Origin of the sequence: Marinobacter salexigens (assembly GCF_002806945.1) — a bacterium.
Taxonomy (GTDB): domain Bacteria; phylum Pseudomonadota; class Gammaproteobacteria; order Pseudomonadales; family Oleiphilaceae; genus Marinobacter; species Marinobacter salexigens.
Map to the genome: position 1 here is coordinate 1 of NZ_NIHC01000004.1, position 14,971 is coordinate 14,971.

Below are 14,971 nucleotides of genomic sequence, written 5' to 3' on the forward strand. Positions count from 1 at the left end.
AAACGGGCAAAAAACGAACAAGTAGAGGGGCTGAGCGTGCCTAAATTGCCTTTGAATAGCTTTTTTCGAGCTAATAAAGTTATTCAGCGAGAAATCAGGCATTAATCAGACCCTCCCTAACACAACTCTACTTAATTCTTGGTTGTTATGAAAATCATCTACCTCCACCAATACTTCAATACACCCAAAATGTCCGGTGGTACCCGCTCCTACGAAATGGCCCGCCGCATGGTGGCCGCTGGGCATGAAGTCCACATGGTTACCAGCTACCGGGAGTCTGAGGCCCCTAAAAAGGGCTGGTTTCAAACCGACGAAGCCGGCATTCAGGTGTATTGGTATCCTGTGCCATATTCCAACCACATGGGCTTTTTTCAGCGCGTGAAAGCGTTTTTTGCCTTTGCTTTGGCTGCGAGGAAGAAAGCGGTAGAGCTCGATGGAGATCTTATCTTTGCCACGAGCACACCACTGACCATCGCATTACCGGCTGTGCCTGCCTCCCGTAAGAAAAAAATCCCGCTGATATTTGAAGTTCGGGACTTGTGGCCAGAGATGCCGGTCGCTGTAGGCGCGTTAAAGAACCCACTGCTTCGGTTCGTGGCCCATAAGCTGGAACATTGGGCCTACCATAATTCGCAGGCCGTTATTGCGCTGTCGCCTGGTATGAAAGAAGGTGTGGTGCGTACAGGGTTCCCTGCAGATCGAGTGGCCGTGATTCCCAACAGTAGTGATAATACCGAGTTTCAGTTTGATGCCGAGGCCGCTTCCCGTTTTCGTGCAGCGCGCGAATGGCTGGGTGACAAGCCATTGTTGGTTTATACTGGCACCTTTGGGCCAACGAACGGCGTAGGCTATATGGTACCCATTGCCCAAGAGTTGCTAGCCAGCAACTCAGATATTCGTATTCTGTTGGTGGGGGACGGCGCTGAAAAGGCAAAGATCAAAAAGCAAGCAAAACAGGCTGGCGTTTTTGGCGAGAACTTCTTCATCGAAGAGAAACTGCCAAAAAGGGAAATTCCCGCTTTGCTTAGCGCGGCAACTATGGCGTCAGCCCTTTTTATTGACCTGCCGGAAATGCGACCGAATTCAGCTAATAAGTTTTTCGATGCATTGGCCTCGGGTACGCCGATCATGCTCAACTATGGTGGCTGGATGCATGATTTGGTAATAGCCAACGGCTGCGGACTCTCTATGTGGCAGCAATCACCTGAGAACGTGGCTGCTGAGTTGGATGTAAAAATGCACGATTCGGATTGGCTGGAAGAAGCAGGTAGAGCCGCACGACAGTTGGCTGAAAAGAGTTTCGATCGTGATAAGTTGGCGGATCAATTGATGAATGTCCTCCAAGCAGTGAAGGATCGGCAGCCGGACAAGGCAGTGGAAATTGCTCCAGGTGATTATAGCTGAAACTGGGGGCGAAAGACTTCTGCCAATTAAGGAAGTCATACGTCATGGATTTCCTCGAATCCCCGACCATCAAATGGTACGCAACCCAAGGCTGCGCGGTCTGGATCAGCACCCCCGGTATGATAAAGTACCACCTAATGTGGGAAGCTGGTCCTGTAGCTTACCCACGTTTGCGAGCATTCTGGTTCGTTATGACTTGTGCAGGTTTGTGTCGTCACAAACCTGCGACACTTCCCCAACTGACATCGATCCACTTATTCGATTGAGCTCTGCATGCTAAAACGTATTTTCGACATATTTGCGGCCACTTTCGGCCTGCTACTTCTTTCCCCCGTTATCCTTATCGTTGCCTGGCAAGTCCGCAGAAAACTGGGTTCTCCCGTAATCTTCCAACAAACTCGTCCTGGCCTCCACGGCAAGCCCTTCGAGATGATCAAGTTCCGCACCATGCTAGATGCCTACGATGAAAACGGCAAGCCGCTGCCGGATTCCGAGCGCATTACGCCCTTTGGCCGGTTTCTACGTTCCACCAGTCTGGATGAGTTGCCAGGGCTGTGGAATGTGTTGAAGGGAGATATGAGTGTGGTGGGGCCTCGGCCTTTGTTGATGGAGTACATGGACTATTACACCGAGGAAGAGGCTCAGCGGCATACTGTTAGGCCTGGGGTTACGGGGTTGGCGCAGGTTAGCGGGCGCAACGCTACCACGTGGGACGACCGGCTCGCATACGATGTTCAGTACGTAAAAACGCAAACGCTATGGCTGGATATCAAGATTATTTTCAAAACCATTTACCAGGTGTTCAAACGTGAAGGCGTGGTAGTGGTGCCCTCTGAGTTGTATCAAAAGTTGAGTGACGAACGGCGGGCGCAGAAATGATTGCAAAGCCTAATTTACCTTCACCGTTTTACAGACTCGATACTTTATCCGACCGGTGGGGCATCGATCTATGGGTAAAACGAGATGATTTGATCCCCCAGTGGATGGGCGGCAATAAGGTTCGTAAGAACTTTGCTATTTTGAGTGCAGCCTGCAAGGGCGACACCGTTCCCGATGTCTTGATAACCAGCGGCGGAGCGGAATCCAACCACGCCCGCGTTGTTGCGATGATGGGCGCGCAACTTGGTTGCGAGGTTCATCTTGTTCTGCACGGGAGTGAGCCAGAAGATAAGACTGTGGGGAATTCATTTTTCTATCGCAGTGCCGGAGCTGTTGCGCATTACGTTAATAGCCAGGAGATTGGCCCGACCATTGAGCATTTGAAGCAGGGTTTTGCTGCTATTGGTAAATCGGTGTGTGTAATCCCCGGCGGCGGCCACGCACCGGAGGGTGTAGCGGCATACGCTGATGCCGTGGCAGAACTGCCCGATGCGCCGGATTACATTGTACATGCCTCCGGTACGGGAGGAACTCAGGCCGGTTTGCTGGCTGGGATAGAGCGCCAGGGCTGGAGCACGGCTGTGGTGGGTGTTTCCGTCGCCCGGATGAAGCAGCGCGGTATTGAAGAGATTATGAAATTGCTGCCTGCTGATTTCCCCGAAGATCGGGTTGATTTTCGGGATGAATACCGGTTTGGCGGGTATGAGCAATATAGTCCCGAGTTGATGAGCTTTGTGCAGTCTGTTATTCGGGCGGAGGGTATCCCTCTAGACCTGACTTATACGGGCAAGGCGATGTTTGGCTTGGCCCAGCTTGTGGAGACTGGTGAGATTGCGGCCGGGAGTCGGGTTGTTTTTTGGCATACGGGAGGTCTTTTGAGTTTGACCTCCATGAATTCACAGCGAATTGGGGTTTCTGATGGCAGGTTTTCAACTTAAGGGTAAACGAATGTCCCTACAACTGCTCGAACGGGATCACCTGAAAAAACGTGTGGAGTTTTTGAATGATCCTGAGGTTCAGAGAACTCTGAACTTTGATTACCCGACTTCTTTAGCCAAGACAGAAGCCTGGTTTTCGAAAAACGTGCTTGCTTCTAACCGTGTCGATTTCGCGTTTACCCGAAACGAAGATACTGCAGTGATCGGCTTTGGTGGCTTTATCAACATCAATGCAAAGGCTCGTAAAGCTGAACTTTATATTTTTGTGGGGGACAAGAACTGCTGGGGTAAAGGGTTTGGTAGGGACGGTTATAAGCTGCTGGTGAACTATGGTTTTGCCCAGCTTGGGTTTGAGCGAATTTACCTTTACCAGTTAGCCGAGAATGAGCGTGCAGTGAAGGCCACATCGGCGCTTGGCTGGACAACGGAAGGTTTTTTGCGAAAAGATATCTGGTCCCATGGCGAGTTGAAGGACCAGTATGTTTTATCAATTCTAAGGGAAGAGTGGGAAGGAAACGGGCTTTACGCTGCTCTCTGATTTTAAGGACTCATGATGTTAAACGTACTTCTCACCTGCGCCGGCAGGCGCCACTACCTTGCCACTTATTTCAAACAAGCCCTTGGCCAGTCTGGTCGCGTTGTGGGCACGGATATGGATTTATCTGCGCCTGCCTTGCAGGCCTGTGATGTTGCGCACCAGGTTCCTGAAGTGTTTGATCCGGGCTATCTTGACGCACTCAAGAAGGTGATTATGGAAGAAAACATTCATCTGGTTTTCTCCCTGAATGATCTGGAAATTGGGCTGCTGGCAGAAAGCCGTACCGCGCTAGAGCAGGAAACCGGAGCGATGTTTTATGTGCCGCCCGTGCCAACTCTGGAAGTGTGTGCGGACAAATGGCGTACCTTTGAGTTCGTCCGCGAAATTGGTGTAGCGGCACCCGAAACCTTTTTGACTGTGGCTGGTGCTCTTGATGCGTTGGAACTTGGCCGAGTTCAGTTTCCGCTGATTGTCAAACCGCGCTGGGGCAGTGCCTCTATCGGCCTGTACGTGGTCGAAACCCGGGGCGATCTGGAAACCGGTTTTGAAGCCTGCCGGAAGGCAGTGGCGAAAAGTGCACTGTCTTCTCTGGGGGCTGAGGAGTCGGTGATTATTCAGGAGGTCATTCAGGGGCCGGAATACGGCGTGGATATCCTTTATGGCCAGCAAGGGAGTTTCATTGGATTCACCGTCAAACGGAAGCTTGCCATGCGTGCAGGTGAAACTGATAAGGCGGTAACCGTGGCCCCTGAGCCATTCGAGGAGATGGTCTCTAAAATTGCAAAAGCTTTGCCGCACCGGGGAAATATGGACTGTGATTTCCTGGAGCGGGATGGCAAGTTCTACCTGCTGGAGTTCAACCCGAGATTCGGCGGAGGCTATCCTTTTACCCACCTGGCTGGTGCTAACCACGTACAGATGCTGCTCGATGATTTTCAGGGCAAGGCGCTGGGTGAGTATGGTTATGCTGTAGGCAAGGGGTTTGCCAAGTGCGATACGTTGGTTGAGGTTCCAGTAAGTCTCTAGCTTTTCCCCTAAGCCCCCCTTTACACATGTCCTATTCAGAAACATTTATTTAACTACATATTCAGGGTAAACATGCTGAACGGACCGTTTTCCCCATGGCCTTCTTTTTCTGAGGAAGAGGCCAATGCAGTACGTGATGTACTTCTCTCTAACAAGGTAAATTACTGGACAGGGCAGGAGTGCCGGGAATTTGAGAAGGAGTTTGCTGAGTTTGCAGAATCTAAATACGCCATTGCTCTCGCCAACGGTACCGTGGCGCTGGACTTGGCGTTGAAGGCGTTGGGTATTGGCGAAGGCGATGAGGTGGTGGTTACGCCGCGCACCTTTTTGGCCTCGGCGTCCAGCATTGTGACCGCCGGAGCGGTGCCGGTGTTTGCGGAGGTGGATGCGGGTTCCCAGAACATTACCCCGGAAACCGTGCGCAAGGTGATCACCCCTCGCACCCGGGCGATTTTATGCGTGCACCTGGCCGGCTGGCCCTGCGACATGGACGGCTTTATGGAGCTGGCGGACGAGTTCGGGCTGTACGTGATTGAAGACTGCGCCCAGGCCCACGGTACCCGGTATAAAGGGCGTTCGGTGGGGGCGATTGGTCATGTGGGGTGCTGGTCGTTCTGCCAAGACAAGATCATGACCACCGGCGGGGAGGGTGGCATGGTGACCACCAATGACAAAGCCCTGTGGTCGAAGATGTGGTCGTTTAAAGACCACGGCAAAAGCTGGGAGGCGGTCTACGAGCGCCAGCACGCCCCCGGCTTCCGCTGGTTGCATGAGAGCTTTGGGACCAACTGGCGGATGACCGAGATGCAGGCGGTGATTGGCCGCATACAACTCAAACGCATGCAGAGCTGGACAAATGCACGCCAGAAGAACGCCAGTGCAATCTGGCAAACTGCATCGAAGTTGCCCGGTTTGCGCGTTCCAGAAATTCCTGCGGATGTGGAGCATGGCGCATACAAGTGCTATGTGTTTGTTGAGCCTTCGCAGCTGAGAGAGGGCTGGGACAGGGACCGGATTCAGAATGAAATTGTTGAGGCGGGTGTGCCTTGTTTCTCGGGCTCTTGTTCCGAGGTCTATCTGGAAAAGGCGTTTGATAATACCGGCTGGCGGCCGGAGGAAAGGTTGCCTGTCGCCCGGGAGCTTGGGGAGACCAGCCTGATGTTTTTGGTACACCCTACGCTTACCGAACAGGAAATCCAGAAAACCTGTGACGTTTTAGCTGATGTGATGACACGGGCCGCTCAATAAACCGATCTCAGGAGTTTTGCATGAAAATCGCCATCGCCGGCACCGGTTATGTAGGCCTTTCGAACGCCATGCTGCTGGCCCAGCATAACGAGGTAGTAGCCCTGGACATTGATTCAGAGAAAGTAGACTTGCTGAACGATCGCCAGAGTCCGATTGTCGATGCAGAAATCTCCGACTTCCTGGCCAATAAAGACCTGAACTTCACCGCCACGCTGAACAAGGAGCAGGCGTTCCAGGGTGCAGATTACGTGGTGATTGCCACGCCCACCGATTACGATCCTAAGACCAACTATTTCAACACGAACACTGTGGAATCGGTTATTCAGGATGTGATGGCGATAAACCCTGGTGCAGTGATGATCATCAAATCCACTGTGCCGGTGGGCTATACTCGTGAGCTGTGCGAGCGTTTTGAGACAAACAATATTATTTTCTCGCCTGAGTTTTTGCGTGAAGGCAAGGCGCTGCACGACAACCTGTATCCGTCTCGCATTATTGTGGGTGAGCGCTCGGAGCGGGCGGAAGTATTTGCCGGGCTACTGAAGCAGGGCGCCGTGAAACAAGACGTGCCGGTGTTGTTTACGGACAGCACCGAAGCTGAGGCCATTAAGCTGTTCTCCAACACCTACCTAGCCATGCGCGTGGCCTACTTCAATGAACTGGACACCTACGCTGCCCGCCACGGGCTGAATACCCGACAGATCATCGACGGCGTAGGCCTGGATCCCCGTATTGGTGACCACTACAACAATCCCTCGTTCGGCTATGGTGGCTATTGTTTGCCCAAAGATACCAAACAATTGTTGGCCAACTACGAGGAGGTCCCCAACAACCTTATCAGAGCCGTAGTAGATGCCAACCGCACCCGCAAGGACTTTATTGCTGATGACATCCTGGCACGCAAACCGCAGGTGGTGGGCGTATACCGCCTGGTGATGAAATCCGGCTCCGACAACTTCCGTGCTTCGGCTATTCAGGGCATTATGAAGCGCATTAAGGCCAAGGGTATTGAGGTGATTGTTTACGAGCCGGAGTTGGCCGAGGATGAGTTCTTCCATTCCCGCGTTATTCGCGATTTGGATGCATTTAAGCAGGAAGCGGATGTGATAGTGGCCAACCGCCGGAGTGAGAGGTTGGCTGATGTAGAAGAGAAGGTTTATACCCGCGACTTGTTTGGTAGTGATTGAGGGGCAGGCAGGATTCGGTCGCGAGTGTCAGACCCCTTTGGTCTAAACTATTACTCCAAGGACGGAGGTGTTAATGCCGGTAGTATTCAGATACCGAGGTTTTAAGTTCTTTTTCTACTCCAACGAGGGAGATCCACCGGAGGCTGTTCATATTCATGTGCGTGCAGGTGGAGCAGAAGCCAAGTTCTGGCTGTCTCCTGAGGTATCGCTTGCAAGAAACGACGGTTTTGATGCCCGTACTATTCGGGTATTGTGGGAAGTGGTGCAGGCAAATCAGAATCTGTTAGAGGAAGCGTGGCATGACTATTTCGCCTGAGAAGGTCTGGTTTGATGAGGATAATCTTTGGGTGCTGTTGTCGGATGGTCGCACAGTGGGTGCGCCGTTGGTTTGGTTTCCCCGTTTATTCAATGCCAATAGTGCAAGCCGTGCAGATTATGAACTGAGCGTTCATGGTATCCACTGGGATGCCCTGGATGAAGATATTAGCGTACAAGGGATACTCGATGGGCTGGGTGATCAAACGCACCCAAAGCGTGAGCGTGTAGCTTAGTGTCTGAGTGATCGGCCTGGCGAGTTTGATAAAACTCATGATTATGGCAATGGCCCGCAGGTAGATGCCTACATCACAAAATATGAAAGGCCTGATGGTGAAGAGGGCGAGATGGACGAACTGTACGTAAAGTTCGCGCTGTTGAACGAATGCCTGGTTATCAGCGTGGCTTCTTTTCACCTGCCTCGGTTCGGTTAATGAGAGGTTTTAGCGATGAATGGTTGTAAATTGTGTGGTTCTGAGCGTGTTGGTGCATTAAGTGATGCGCAGCAGATTCGCTATAAATCCTTTCGATTAGAAGTTGATTTGGCATACTCGGTATGCAAAGCCTGCGGCCGCGAGTTTGTGGCGACAGAGCAGATTCGAAAAAATGATCAGGCGATTCTGGCTGCGAAGCGCCACGCCGATGGCCTTCTGTCGCCAAAGGAAATTCGTCGAGCCCGGGAAGTGCTTGGCCTAACCCAGCATAAAGCTGCAGAGTTGTTTGGTGGTGGCCGAAATGCTTTTTCAAAATATGAGCGTGGTGAGATTGCACAAAGTGGAGCCAGGCAGGTTAACCCGCGATAAGAATTTTGACTCCGGCATATCCTTGCAGCAAATTCGCCAGCAGAACAAGTTAGCTGTTACAGCGGATATTCTTGGTACAGAAGAAGATGTGGAAGAAAAGAGCGGCTTGCTGCGCGCGCTTGTGACCGTTGGGCTAAGGTTTGTGTCCGCTTCTGATGAGGGCGAGGAAGAAAGCGACGGTGCTGTCGCTGTCCATGCAGAAGTTGAAGCAACATTTTGTGCAGTTTATCGCTATAGTGAAAAGATGACGGATGACGAGATAGCGGAGTTTTTGCGCTTCAATGCAGTGCATAACGTTTGGCCATTCTGGCGTGAGCATGTTTTGCGGGTAAGTGCCGAAGCAAAACTACCCCGGCCTTCAATTCCACTAATGAAGCCAAAGGACTAGTGCCGGTGCGGGTTGGCTGCCTAGGCGATGCTGGCCCAGCACAATTGAAGTGGTGGCTCTGGATATTGATCCCGACAAGGTCAGCGCTACTGAGCAACCGCAAATACTTCAACGATCTGCCCACCTACGCTGCCCGCTACGGACCAATTGAGCCGTTAAGTTGCTTTTATCGGCTCAAATTTGAGGCTGCAGTGAGCTGATAGATCACTGAGAACGGCTCATCATTTCGAGAGTAGTGATCTTGGTCTATGCCGTAAACCTCTCCCGCCAGGGGCGAGGGCAATTAAAAGCCGCCGAATCTGATTGTTGAAAGCGAAGTGCAACAATGTATAAAATTTTTGACACAGTAAACGAAGCATCACTTTATACCGCGCAGCGCCTCCTCAACCAGGTTCAATCCAACCCATGTGCCAACCTGGGCTTGGCAACGGGCAGCACCATGGAGCCCGTTTATCACCGCCTGGTGGAGTGTTTGCAGAGCGATCCTGTCGACATCTCCCAGCTCACTACGTTTAATCTGGATGAATATATCGGTCTGGATGCAGAGCATGCTCAGAGCTATCGTTATTACATGCACCAATATGTATTTAGCAAGCTGAACATTCCAAAAGAGAAAGTGAATCTTCCGGATGGCATGGCTGCGGATGTAGAGGGGGCCTGCCAGGCTTATTCTGAAGCAATCCGGGCGGCAGGCGGATTGGATTTGCAGCTGTTGGGTATTGGCTCGAATGGCCATATTGGTTTCAATGAGCCTTATACGTGTTTTTCCAGCCGAACCCATGTGATTGAGCTTTCTGAGCAAACCCGGCTGGACAACGGTCGTTTTTTTGTCGATAAGAGGGAAGTGCCTACCCGTGCAATTACTATGGGTATTCGGGATATTCTGGAAGCCAAAGAGATTGTTCTGCTGGCGACCGGTATGAAAAAGGCAACAGTTATGGCGGAGTTATTCCACAGTGGTGTGGATGAGGCTTTGCCTGCCTCGGCGTTGAAGCAGCACCCTAATGTGACGATTGTGCTGGACCGGGAGGCGGCGGCCTTTTTGCCGGGTGAAATTGTGGATTGGGTTGCGGGGTGATGAGGGCCCCCCTCTCCCCCGGCCCCTCTCCCGCAAGGGGAGAGGGGAGTATTCTGTGCTCTCCCGCTAGGGAAGAGGGGGGTGTTCGGTCAGGGTGCTCTCTCGTGAGGGATTTTACGGTTTTGAGGGATCATAAATAGTATGTTTAAGCAGTTCCTGGGATTGCCCCGTTTACAAAAGCGCCTTGTCTCCGTTGCGGTTGATGCTTTAGCGCTTTCCTTTGCCCTGTGGGGATCCTTCGCCTTGCGCCTGGAAGAGAGCCTGTGGTTGCCCAACAAGGGGCAGTTACTGGTCTCCGCTCTTACGGTGGTGTTTACTCTGGGTGTTTTTGTCCGCCTCGGCCTCTACCGTGCCGTTGTCCGTTACATGAGTGACCGGGCGTTTCTCACCATTATCACCGGTGTGGGTATTTCGGCCCTTTTGTTGATCATCCTTGGTTACAGCCTGCAGGTTCAGGTGCCGCGCTCGGTTCCCATAATATACGCAGCTCTGGCTTTCATTTTCGTAGGCGGCAGCCGCATGAGTGTGCGTATGCTGGTGCATCACTCCACCAATCGGGGCAAGGATTGGGTGGCCATTGTGGGGGCGGGCGAAACCGGTGCCCAGTTGGCCAAGGCTTTGCAGGAGGGTACGGAGTACCACCCGGTGGTGTTTATCGGGTTGCTGCCTGCTAACCACAAGGCCTTGATAGCAGGTATACCGGTGTTTTCTCTGGATCATCTGGAGGATGCGGTTCGTATTCATGGGGTAAAGCGTTTGTTGCTGGCCTTGGATGCCGAGAAAAAGGTCGACCGGCGTAAGCTTCTGAAGCGGTTGGAATCCCTCAAACTCCCCGTTCAAACTGTTCCCTCCATGAGTGAATTGGTCGCCGGCCATGCCCGCATCAACGATATCCGTGATCTGGAACTTGAAGACTTGTTGGGGCGGGATCCTGTGCGCCCGGATAACGCCCAGGTAGCGGCAAGCCTGTACAACAAGGTGGTGATGGTAACGGGTGCCGGTGGCTCCATTGGCTCCGAACTGTGCCGGCAGATCATTCACCATCGGCCTCGGGTTTTGGTGTTGTTTGAGCAGTCCGAGTTTTCCCTGTATGCCATTGAGCGCGAGCTACAGGCGATTAACCGTATTGATGGGCTGGATGTTGAAATTCACCCCCTTCTGGGCAGTGTGGTTCACCGCCGCCGTTGTGAAACGGTGATGCGCAGTTTTGGCATTCAAACGGTATACCACGCCGCCGCCTACAAACATGTGCCTTTGGTTGAGCATAATGTGATTGAAGGTGTTCAGAACAATGTGTTCGGCACTTTGCATGCGGCAGAGGCAGCGATTACGGCGGGGGTTGAACGGTTTGTACTGATTTCCACCGACAAAGCGGTTCGCCCCACCAACGTAATGGGTGCCAGCAAGCGTATGGCAGAGCTGGTACTGCAAGGTTTGGCGCAGCGCCAGAGCAAAACGATTTTTTCCATGGTCCGGTTTGGTAATGTGTTGGGGTCTTCCGGCTCTGTGGTGCCTTTGTTCCGCGACCAGATACGCGACGGCGGGCCGATTACGGTGACCCATCAGGATATTATCCGCTACTTCATGACCATCCCGGAAGCCAGCCAGCTGGTGCTACAGGCCGGCAGCATGGGCCAGGGTGGTGAGGTGTTTGTGTTGGATATGGGCGAGCCGGTGAAGATTGCCGACCTCGCCCGAAAGATGATTCACCTGATGGGGCTCGTGGAGAAAACCCCGGACCAGCCTGAGGGTGATATTGAGGTGGTGTTTACTGGGCTGCGCCCCGGTGAAAAACTGTATGAGGAGTTGCTGATTGGCGACGACCCACAGGGTACTTCCCACCCCCGTATTATGATGGCCCGGGAGGTTTCTATGCCCTGGGAGGAGCTGGAAGTGGTGCTCAATAAACTGTCCCGTGCCAGCCAGGATTTTGATTGTCGCTTGATTGTCGACACCTTGAAAAAAGCGCCGACGGGCTTTGCGCCCAATGGTGATGTTGCGGATTTGGTTTGGTGCAATGGCAAGCAGGTTGGGCCGCTTGATGGGGAGAGCAGCACCGGAAAGGTTCACCGGTTGCCGGTTTGATTAGATTCACCCTCTCCGATACGTCGGACCGCCCCAGCCCCTCTCCCGTAAAGGGAGGGGGAGACACAACAAGGACTGTTGACCATGATTAACATAACCCACCACGGCGCCACCTCTGGCGTTACCGGTTCCTGCCACGAGCTTACCCTCAGTTCCGGGCAGGGCGCTTCCGCTGGCATTCTCATCGACTGCGGCCTGTTCCAGGGGCAGGAAAAAGGCGATGGTGCCAGCGCTTCCGATCTCTCCGTTGATTTCCCCATTGATCACATCCGCGCGTTAGTGGTTACCCATGTGCATATCGACCACGTGGGCCGCATTCCTTATTTATTGGCGGCGGGGTTTGAGGGGCCGATTATTTGTTCCGAGCCTTCCGCCATCATGCTGCCGGAAATCCTGGAGGATGCGTTAAAGATTGGTTTCACTCGGGATAGGCAGCTGATTGAGCGGGTGCTTGGGCTGATTCGTTCCCGGCTTGTGCCTGTGCCTTATGGGCAGTGGCATGAGGTGTTTGCAGAGCCCGACAGTTCACTTTCGGTACGATTGCAGCGGGCGGGGCATATTCTGGGTTCGGCCTATGTTGAGTGTGAGGCGGTTGCCGGCGAAGAGCAGGAGCGGATTGTGTTCAGTGGCGATTTGGGCGCACCCCATGCGCCTTTGCTGCAGGAGCCTGCCTCGCCGGAACGGGCGGATCGGCTGGTGATTGAGAGTACCTACGGTGATAAGGATCACGAAAGCCGGGAAACCCGGCGTTATCGCCTGAAGGTCATTCTGGAACGGGCGCTGGCCGATGGCGGTACGGTGTTGATTCCCGCGTTCAGTATTGGTCGCACTCAGGAATTGTTGTACGAAATCGAGGGGCTGATACACGAGTTTGGAACCGACTGTGTAACCGATGGCCTGGCCTGGAGTGATCTGGAAATTGTGGTGGATTCGCCCTTGGCGGCAGAATTTACGAGGATTTATCGCCAGCTAAAACCGTTTTGGAGTGGCGAGGCGGTGGAGTTGCTCCGGCAGGGCCGGCACCCGCTGTCGTTTGAGCAGTTAACGGTGATCAACTCCCACGAGAATCATCTTAACGCGGTGGATTATCTCGCGCGCTCCCTTCGGCCCTGTGTGGTGCTGGCGGGTTCTGGCATGTGTGCCGGGGGCAGGGTGGTTAATTATCTTAAGGCGATGCTTGGCGAAGCCCGAAACGATGTGTTGTTTGTGGGCTATCAGGCGGCGGGTACGCCGGGGCGGGATATTCTTGCGTATGGCCCCCGTGGCGGTTGGGTAGAGTTGGATGGTGAGCGGTTTGATATACGGGCGCGTGTGCACCAGGTGGGTGGTTATTCTGCCCATGCCGGGCAATCGGATTTAATTCGTTTTATTGAAGGCATTCCGGTTAAACCATATGAGGTTCGTATTGTGCATGGTGATGCTTCGGCAAAGCAGGCATTTAAACAGCGCCTTGAGAGCTTGGGTTATTCGGGAATTGTGATACCGGGCTAATAGTTAATTAAACCTATGTGGGGAATTGTTAAAGGCTTTTAAATAAATAATCTTTGCCATGTATAAATCTATGACTTATTATGCCGGAGTGTTTTGGCAAGCCCCTTGAGCGGGCGTTTAGTTTGGCTCAGCTTAAATTCTAGAGCCCACAGAAACTATAAGGTTTTATTTCCATGGCAAAGATTAACGATTATTATCAGAAGAAGCAGCTAATGGAACAGCTTGCAAACGAGATTAACCAGCTGGAACAGGATCAGTCCCTGAAGCGTGAACTGGCCTTTGAAAGCAGCATTCGTGAGCTTATGGAAGAGTACGACAAGACGCCGAAGCACGTGCTGCGGATTTTGGCCGCCATCGACCCTTCTATCGCTGCGGAAAAACCACAGAGCAGCACGGGCACCCGTGCCAAGCGCCCCATGAAAACCTACACCAACCCGCACACGGGTGAAGTGGTTAAAACCCGGGGTGGCAATCACAAGGTACTGAACGAGTGGCGTAAACAACACGGCAAAGAAGCCGTGCAGAGCTGGCAGCAAGACTGATAAGTTCAAGATATAAAAAAAGGGCCGAATGATATGTTCATTCGGCCCTTTTAGTTTGTGCTACTGCTAGCCCGAAACAGGCGGCTCAGGGTTTTCATAAACAACCACGCGATTTCTTCCGCCTTTTTTAGCCGCATAAAGAGCTTCATCTGCCTGCTGCATCCAGGCCATGTGATTTTCCGGGCTGCCGCTTAGTTGCGAGATGCCTACACTTATTGTGTATCTGATCGGTGCCATCGTGGTTTGAACAACACTTTGTTCTATGGCCTCCCTTATACGCTCACATATGATGCGCGCACCTTCGGCGTCGGTTTCCGGCAATATAATTCCGAACTCTTCGCCTCCATATCGGCCAATGCTGTCTGATGATCGCAAACAGTCTCTCGTTGTTTTTGCGGTATGTTTAATTACTTCATCGCCTGCCAAATGGCCATGAGAGTCGTTTACTTTTTTGAAAAAGTCGATATCAAACATGACCAGGCTGGTTATATGACCATAACGACGGAAGCGCTCGAACTCCGCATCCACCAGGTTCTCCCAGGTGCCGCGATTCAGCAGGCCGGTGAGCCGGTCGGTTTTGCTGAGTTTGGCGAGCTGCTCGTTTGCCCGTTCCAGAGCGCGCTTACCAGTGGCGATATCGGTTACGTCGTACACCATGATGCAGATCTTCTCCACCTGCCCGGTACTGCCTGAAAGCGGGCTGATGGTGAGGTTCTGGAACATGTATTCTTCGGTGCCGGTAATGGGGCGGGTGTTGCGGAACTGGAACAGGTAGGGCCGTTGCTCCCAGGAGGTGAAGGCGCGGGTGTTGAGCAGTGTTACGGCATCCACCTTGCGCCTGAGCCAGGCTTCGGGGATGTCGGGGAATAGCTCAAAAAGCACCTGGTTGCGGGTTTTACTGGCGGTAATGCCGCTGTGGTTTTCCATAAAGCCGTTCCAGGCCTGCACACGGAAGTCCAGGTCCAGCACCACCAGGCCAACTTCAACGGATTCCAGCATATCCACCAGCCAGTGAAAGGCTTGGGCTTCAAATTCGTTTATGGCCATGG

16 protein-coding genes are annotated in these 14,971 nt (G+C 52.8%); 15 read left to right on the top strand and 1 reads right to left on the bottom strand.

The annotated features are described in order from the left end of the window. The first annotated feature begins 147 nt into the window (after nucleotides 1-147). The 15 genes from CDH47_RS07965 to CDH47_RS08035 all read left to right on the top strand — a co-directional run bounded on the left by CDH47_RS07965 (nucleotide 148) and on the right by CDH47_RS08035 (nucleotide 13,922). Entirely contained in the window at nucleotides 148-1,404 is a 1,257-nt protein-coding gene (locus CDH47_RS07965) for a glycosyltransferase family 4 protein (RefSeq protein ID WP_100639358.1), read from the top strand. A gap of 273 nt (nucleotides 1,405-1,677) precedes the next feature. Then, nucleotides 1,678-2,283, top strand: a complete 606-nt coding sequence (locus CDH47_RS07970) for a sugar transferase (protein WP_100639359.1) — start codon at nucleotides 1,678-1,680, stop codon at nucleotides 2,281-2,283. Then, on the top strand, nucleotides 2,280-3,221 hold the full coding sequence (locus tag CDH47_RS07975) for a 1-aminocyclopropane-1-carboxylate deaminase/D-cysteine desulfhydrase (RefSeq protein WP_100639360.1): 942 nt from the start codon (nucleotides 2,280-2,282) through the stop codon (nucleotides 3,219-3,221). Before CDH47_RS07970 ends, CDH47_RS07975 begins: the two co-directional genes overlap by 4 nt. A 10-nt stretch (nucleotides 3,222-3,231) precedes the next feature. Then, the gene (locus tag CDH47_RS07980) at nucleotides 3,232-3,759 is read left to right on the top strand and encodes a GNAT family N-acetyltransferase (protein ID WP_161494483.1); all 528 of its coding nucleotides are present in this window, start codon (nucleotides 3,232-3,234) and stop codon (nucleotides 3,757-3,759) included. A 15-nt stretch (nucleotides 3,760-3,774) separates the two neighbouring features. Then, a complete protein-coding gene (locus CDH47_RS07985) occupies nucleotides 3,775-4,785 on the top strand; it encodes an ATP-grasp domain-containing protein (RefSeq protein WP_161494484.1) in 1,011 nt (336 codons plus the stop codon). A gap of 72 nt (nucleotides 4,786-4,857) precedes the next feature. Further along, nucleotides 4,858-6,033, top strand: a complete 1,176-nt coding sequence (locus tag CDH47_RS07990) for a DegT/DnrJ/EryC1/StrS family aminotransferase (RefSeq protein ID WP_100639363.1) — start codon at nucleotides 4,858-4,860, stop codon at nucleotides 6,031-6,033. Nucleotides 6,034-6,053: 20 nt separating this feature from the next. Continuing rightward, entirely contained in the window at nucleotides 6,054-7,220 is a 1,167-nt protein-coding gene (locus CDH47_RS07995; protein ID WP_100639364.1) for a nucleotide sugar dehydrogenase, read from the top strand. Between the two features lie 73 nt (nucleotides 7,221-7,293). Further along, entirely contained in the window at nucleotides 7,294-7,536 is a 243-nt protein-coding gene (locus CDH47_RS08000) for a DUF4160 domain-containing protein (RefSeq protein ID WP_100639365.1), read from the top strand. Continuing rightward, nucleotides 7,520-7,771 (top strand): DUF2442 domain-containing protein, encoded by a 252-nt coding sequence (locus tag CDH47_RS08005; protein WP_100639366.1) that lies wholly within the window; start codon nucleotides 7,520-7,522, stop codon nucleotides 7,769-7,771. The genes CDH47_RS08000 and CDH47_RS08005 overlap by 17 nt, the downstream gene beginning before the upstream one ends. Before the next feature lie 213 nt (nucleotides 7,772-7,984). After that, entirely contained in the window at nucleotides 7,985-8,338 is a 354-nt protein-coding gene (locus CDH47_RS08010) for a type II toxin-antitoxin system MqsA family antitoxin (protein ID WP_100639367.1), read from the top strand. Beyond that, the gene (locus CDH47_RS08015; RefSeq protein WP_153045474.1) at nucleotides 8,262-8,726 is read left to right on the top strand and encodes a hypothetical protein; all 465 of its coding nucleotides are present in this window, start codon (nucleotides 8,262-8,264) and stop codon (nucleotides 8,724-8,726) included. The genes CDH47_RS08010 and CDH47_RS08015 overlap by 77 nt, the downstream gene beginning before the upstream one ends. A 325-nt stretch (nucleotides 8,727-9,051) precedes the next feature. Next, nucleotides 9,052-9,804: a glucosamine-6-phosphate deaminase gene (gene nagB, locus CDH47_RS08020; RefSeq protein WP_100639369.1), complete on the top strand. Its 753-nt coding sequence runs from the start codon at nucleotides 9,052-9,054 to the stop codon at nucleotides 9,802-9,804. Nucleotides 9,805-9,945: 141 nt separating this feature from the next. After that, nucleotides 9,946-11,889 carry a polysaccharide biosynthesis protein gene (locus tag CDH47_RS08025; protein ID WP_100639370.1) on the top strand — a complete coding sequence of 648 codons (1,944 nt, stop codon included), beginning with the start codon at nucleotides 9,946-9,948 and terminating at the stop codon, nucleotides 11,887-11,889. 84 nt (nucleotides 11,890-11,973) lie between these two features. Next, nucleotides 11,974-13,380: an MBL fold metallo-hydrolase RNA specificity domain-containing protein gene (locus CDH47_RS08030; protein WP_100639371.1), complete on the top strand. Its 1,407-nt coding sequence runs from the start codon at nucleotides 11,974-11,976 to the stop codon at nucleotides 13,378-13,380. A gap of 173 nt (nucleotides 13,381-13,553) precedes the next feature. After that, a complete protein-coding gene (locus CDH47_RS08035) occupies nucleotides 13,554-13,922 on the top strand; it encodes a histone-like nucleoid-structuring protein, MvaT/MvaU family (protein WP_100639372.1) in 369 nt (122 codons plus the stop codon). 66 nt (nucleotides 13,923-13,988) lie between these two features. Here the strand turns inward: CDH47_RS08035 and CDH47_RS08040 are convergent, their stop codons facing one another. Then, entirely contained in the window at nucleotides 13,989-14,969 is a 981-nt protein-coding gene (locus CDH47_RS08040) for a GGDEF domain-containing protein (RefSeq protein ID WP_100639373.1), read from the bottom strand. Nucleotides 14,970-14,971 lie beyond the last annotated feature (2 nt).

Excerpts from the sequence above, each read along its gene's own strand:
- CDH47_RS07990 (WP_100639363.1), top strand. The coding sequence starts at position 4,858 with ATGCTGAACGGACCGTTTTCCCCATGGCCTTCTTTTTCTGAGGAAGAG.
- CDH47_RS07975 (WP_100639360.1), top strand. The coding sequence starts at position 2,280 with ATGATTGCAAAGCCTAATTTACCTTCACCGTTTTACAGACTCGATACT.
- CDH47_RS08010 (WP_100639367.1), top strand. The coding sequence starts at position 7,985 with ATGAATGGTTGTAAATTGTGTGGTTCTGAGCGTGTTGGTGCATTAAGT.
- CDH47_RS08000 (WP_100639365.1), top strand. The coding sequence starts at position 7,294 with ATGCCGGTAGTATTCAGATACCGAGGTTTTAAGTTCTTTTTCTACTCC.
- CDH47_RS08025 (WP_100639370.1), top strand. The coding sequence starts at position 9,946 with ATGTTTAAGCAGTTCCTGGGATTGCCCCGTTTACAAAAGCGCCTTGTC.
- CDH47_RS08035 (WP_100639372.1), top strand. The coding sequence starts at position 13,554 with ATGGCAAAGATTAACGATTATTATCAGAAGAAGCAGCTAATGGAACAG.
- nagB (WP_100639369.1), top strand. The coding sequence starts at position 9,052 with ATGTATAAAATTTTTGACACAGTAAACGAAGCATCACTTTATACCGCG.
- CDH47_RS08030 (WP_100639371.1), top strand. The coding sequence starts at position 11,974 with ATGATTAACATAACCCACCACGGCGCCACCTCTGGCGTTACCGGTTCC.
- CDH47_RS07995 (WP_100639364.1), top strand. The coding sequence starts at position 6,054 with ATGAAAATCGCCATCGCCGGCACCGGTTATGTAGGCCTTTCGAACGCC.
- CDH47_RS07965 (WP_100639358.1), top strand. The coding sequence starts at position 148 with ATGAAAATCATCTACCTCCACCAATACTTCAATACACCCAAAATGTCC.
- CDH47_RS07985 (WP_161494484.1), top strand. The coding sequence starts at position 3,775 with ATGTTAAACGTACTTCTCACCTGCGCCGGCAGGCGCCACTACCTTGCC.
- CDH47_RS08040 (WP_100639373.1), bottom strand. The coding sequence starts at position 14,969 with ATGGCCATAAACGAATTTGAAGCCCAAGCCTTTCACTGGCTGGTGGAT.
- CDH47_RS08005 (WP_100639366.1), top strand. The coding sequence starts at position 7,520 with ATGACTATTTCGCCTGAGAAGGTCTGGTTTGATGAGGATAATCTTTGG.
- CDH47_RS07970 (WP_100639359.1), top strand. The coding sequence starts at position 1,678 with ATGCTAAAACGTATTTTCGACATATTTGCGGCCACTTTCGGCCTGCTA.
- CDH47_RS07980 (WP_161494483.1), top strand. The coding sequence starts at position 3,232 with ATGTCCCTACAACTGCTCGAACGGGATCACCTGAAAAAACGTGTGGAG.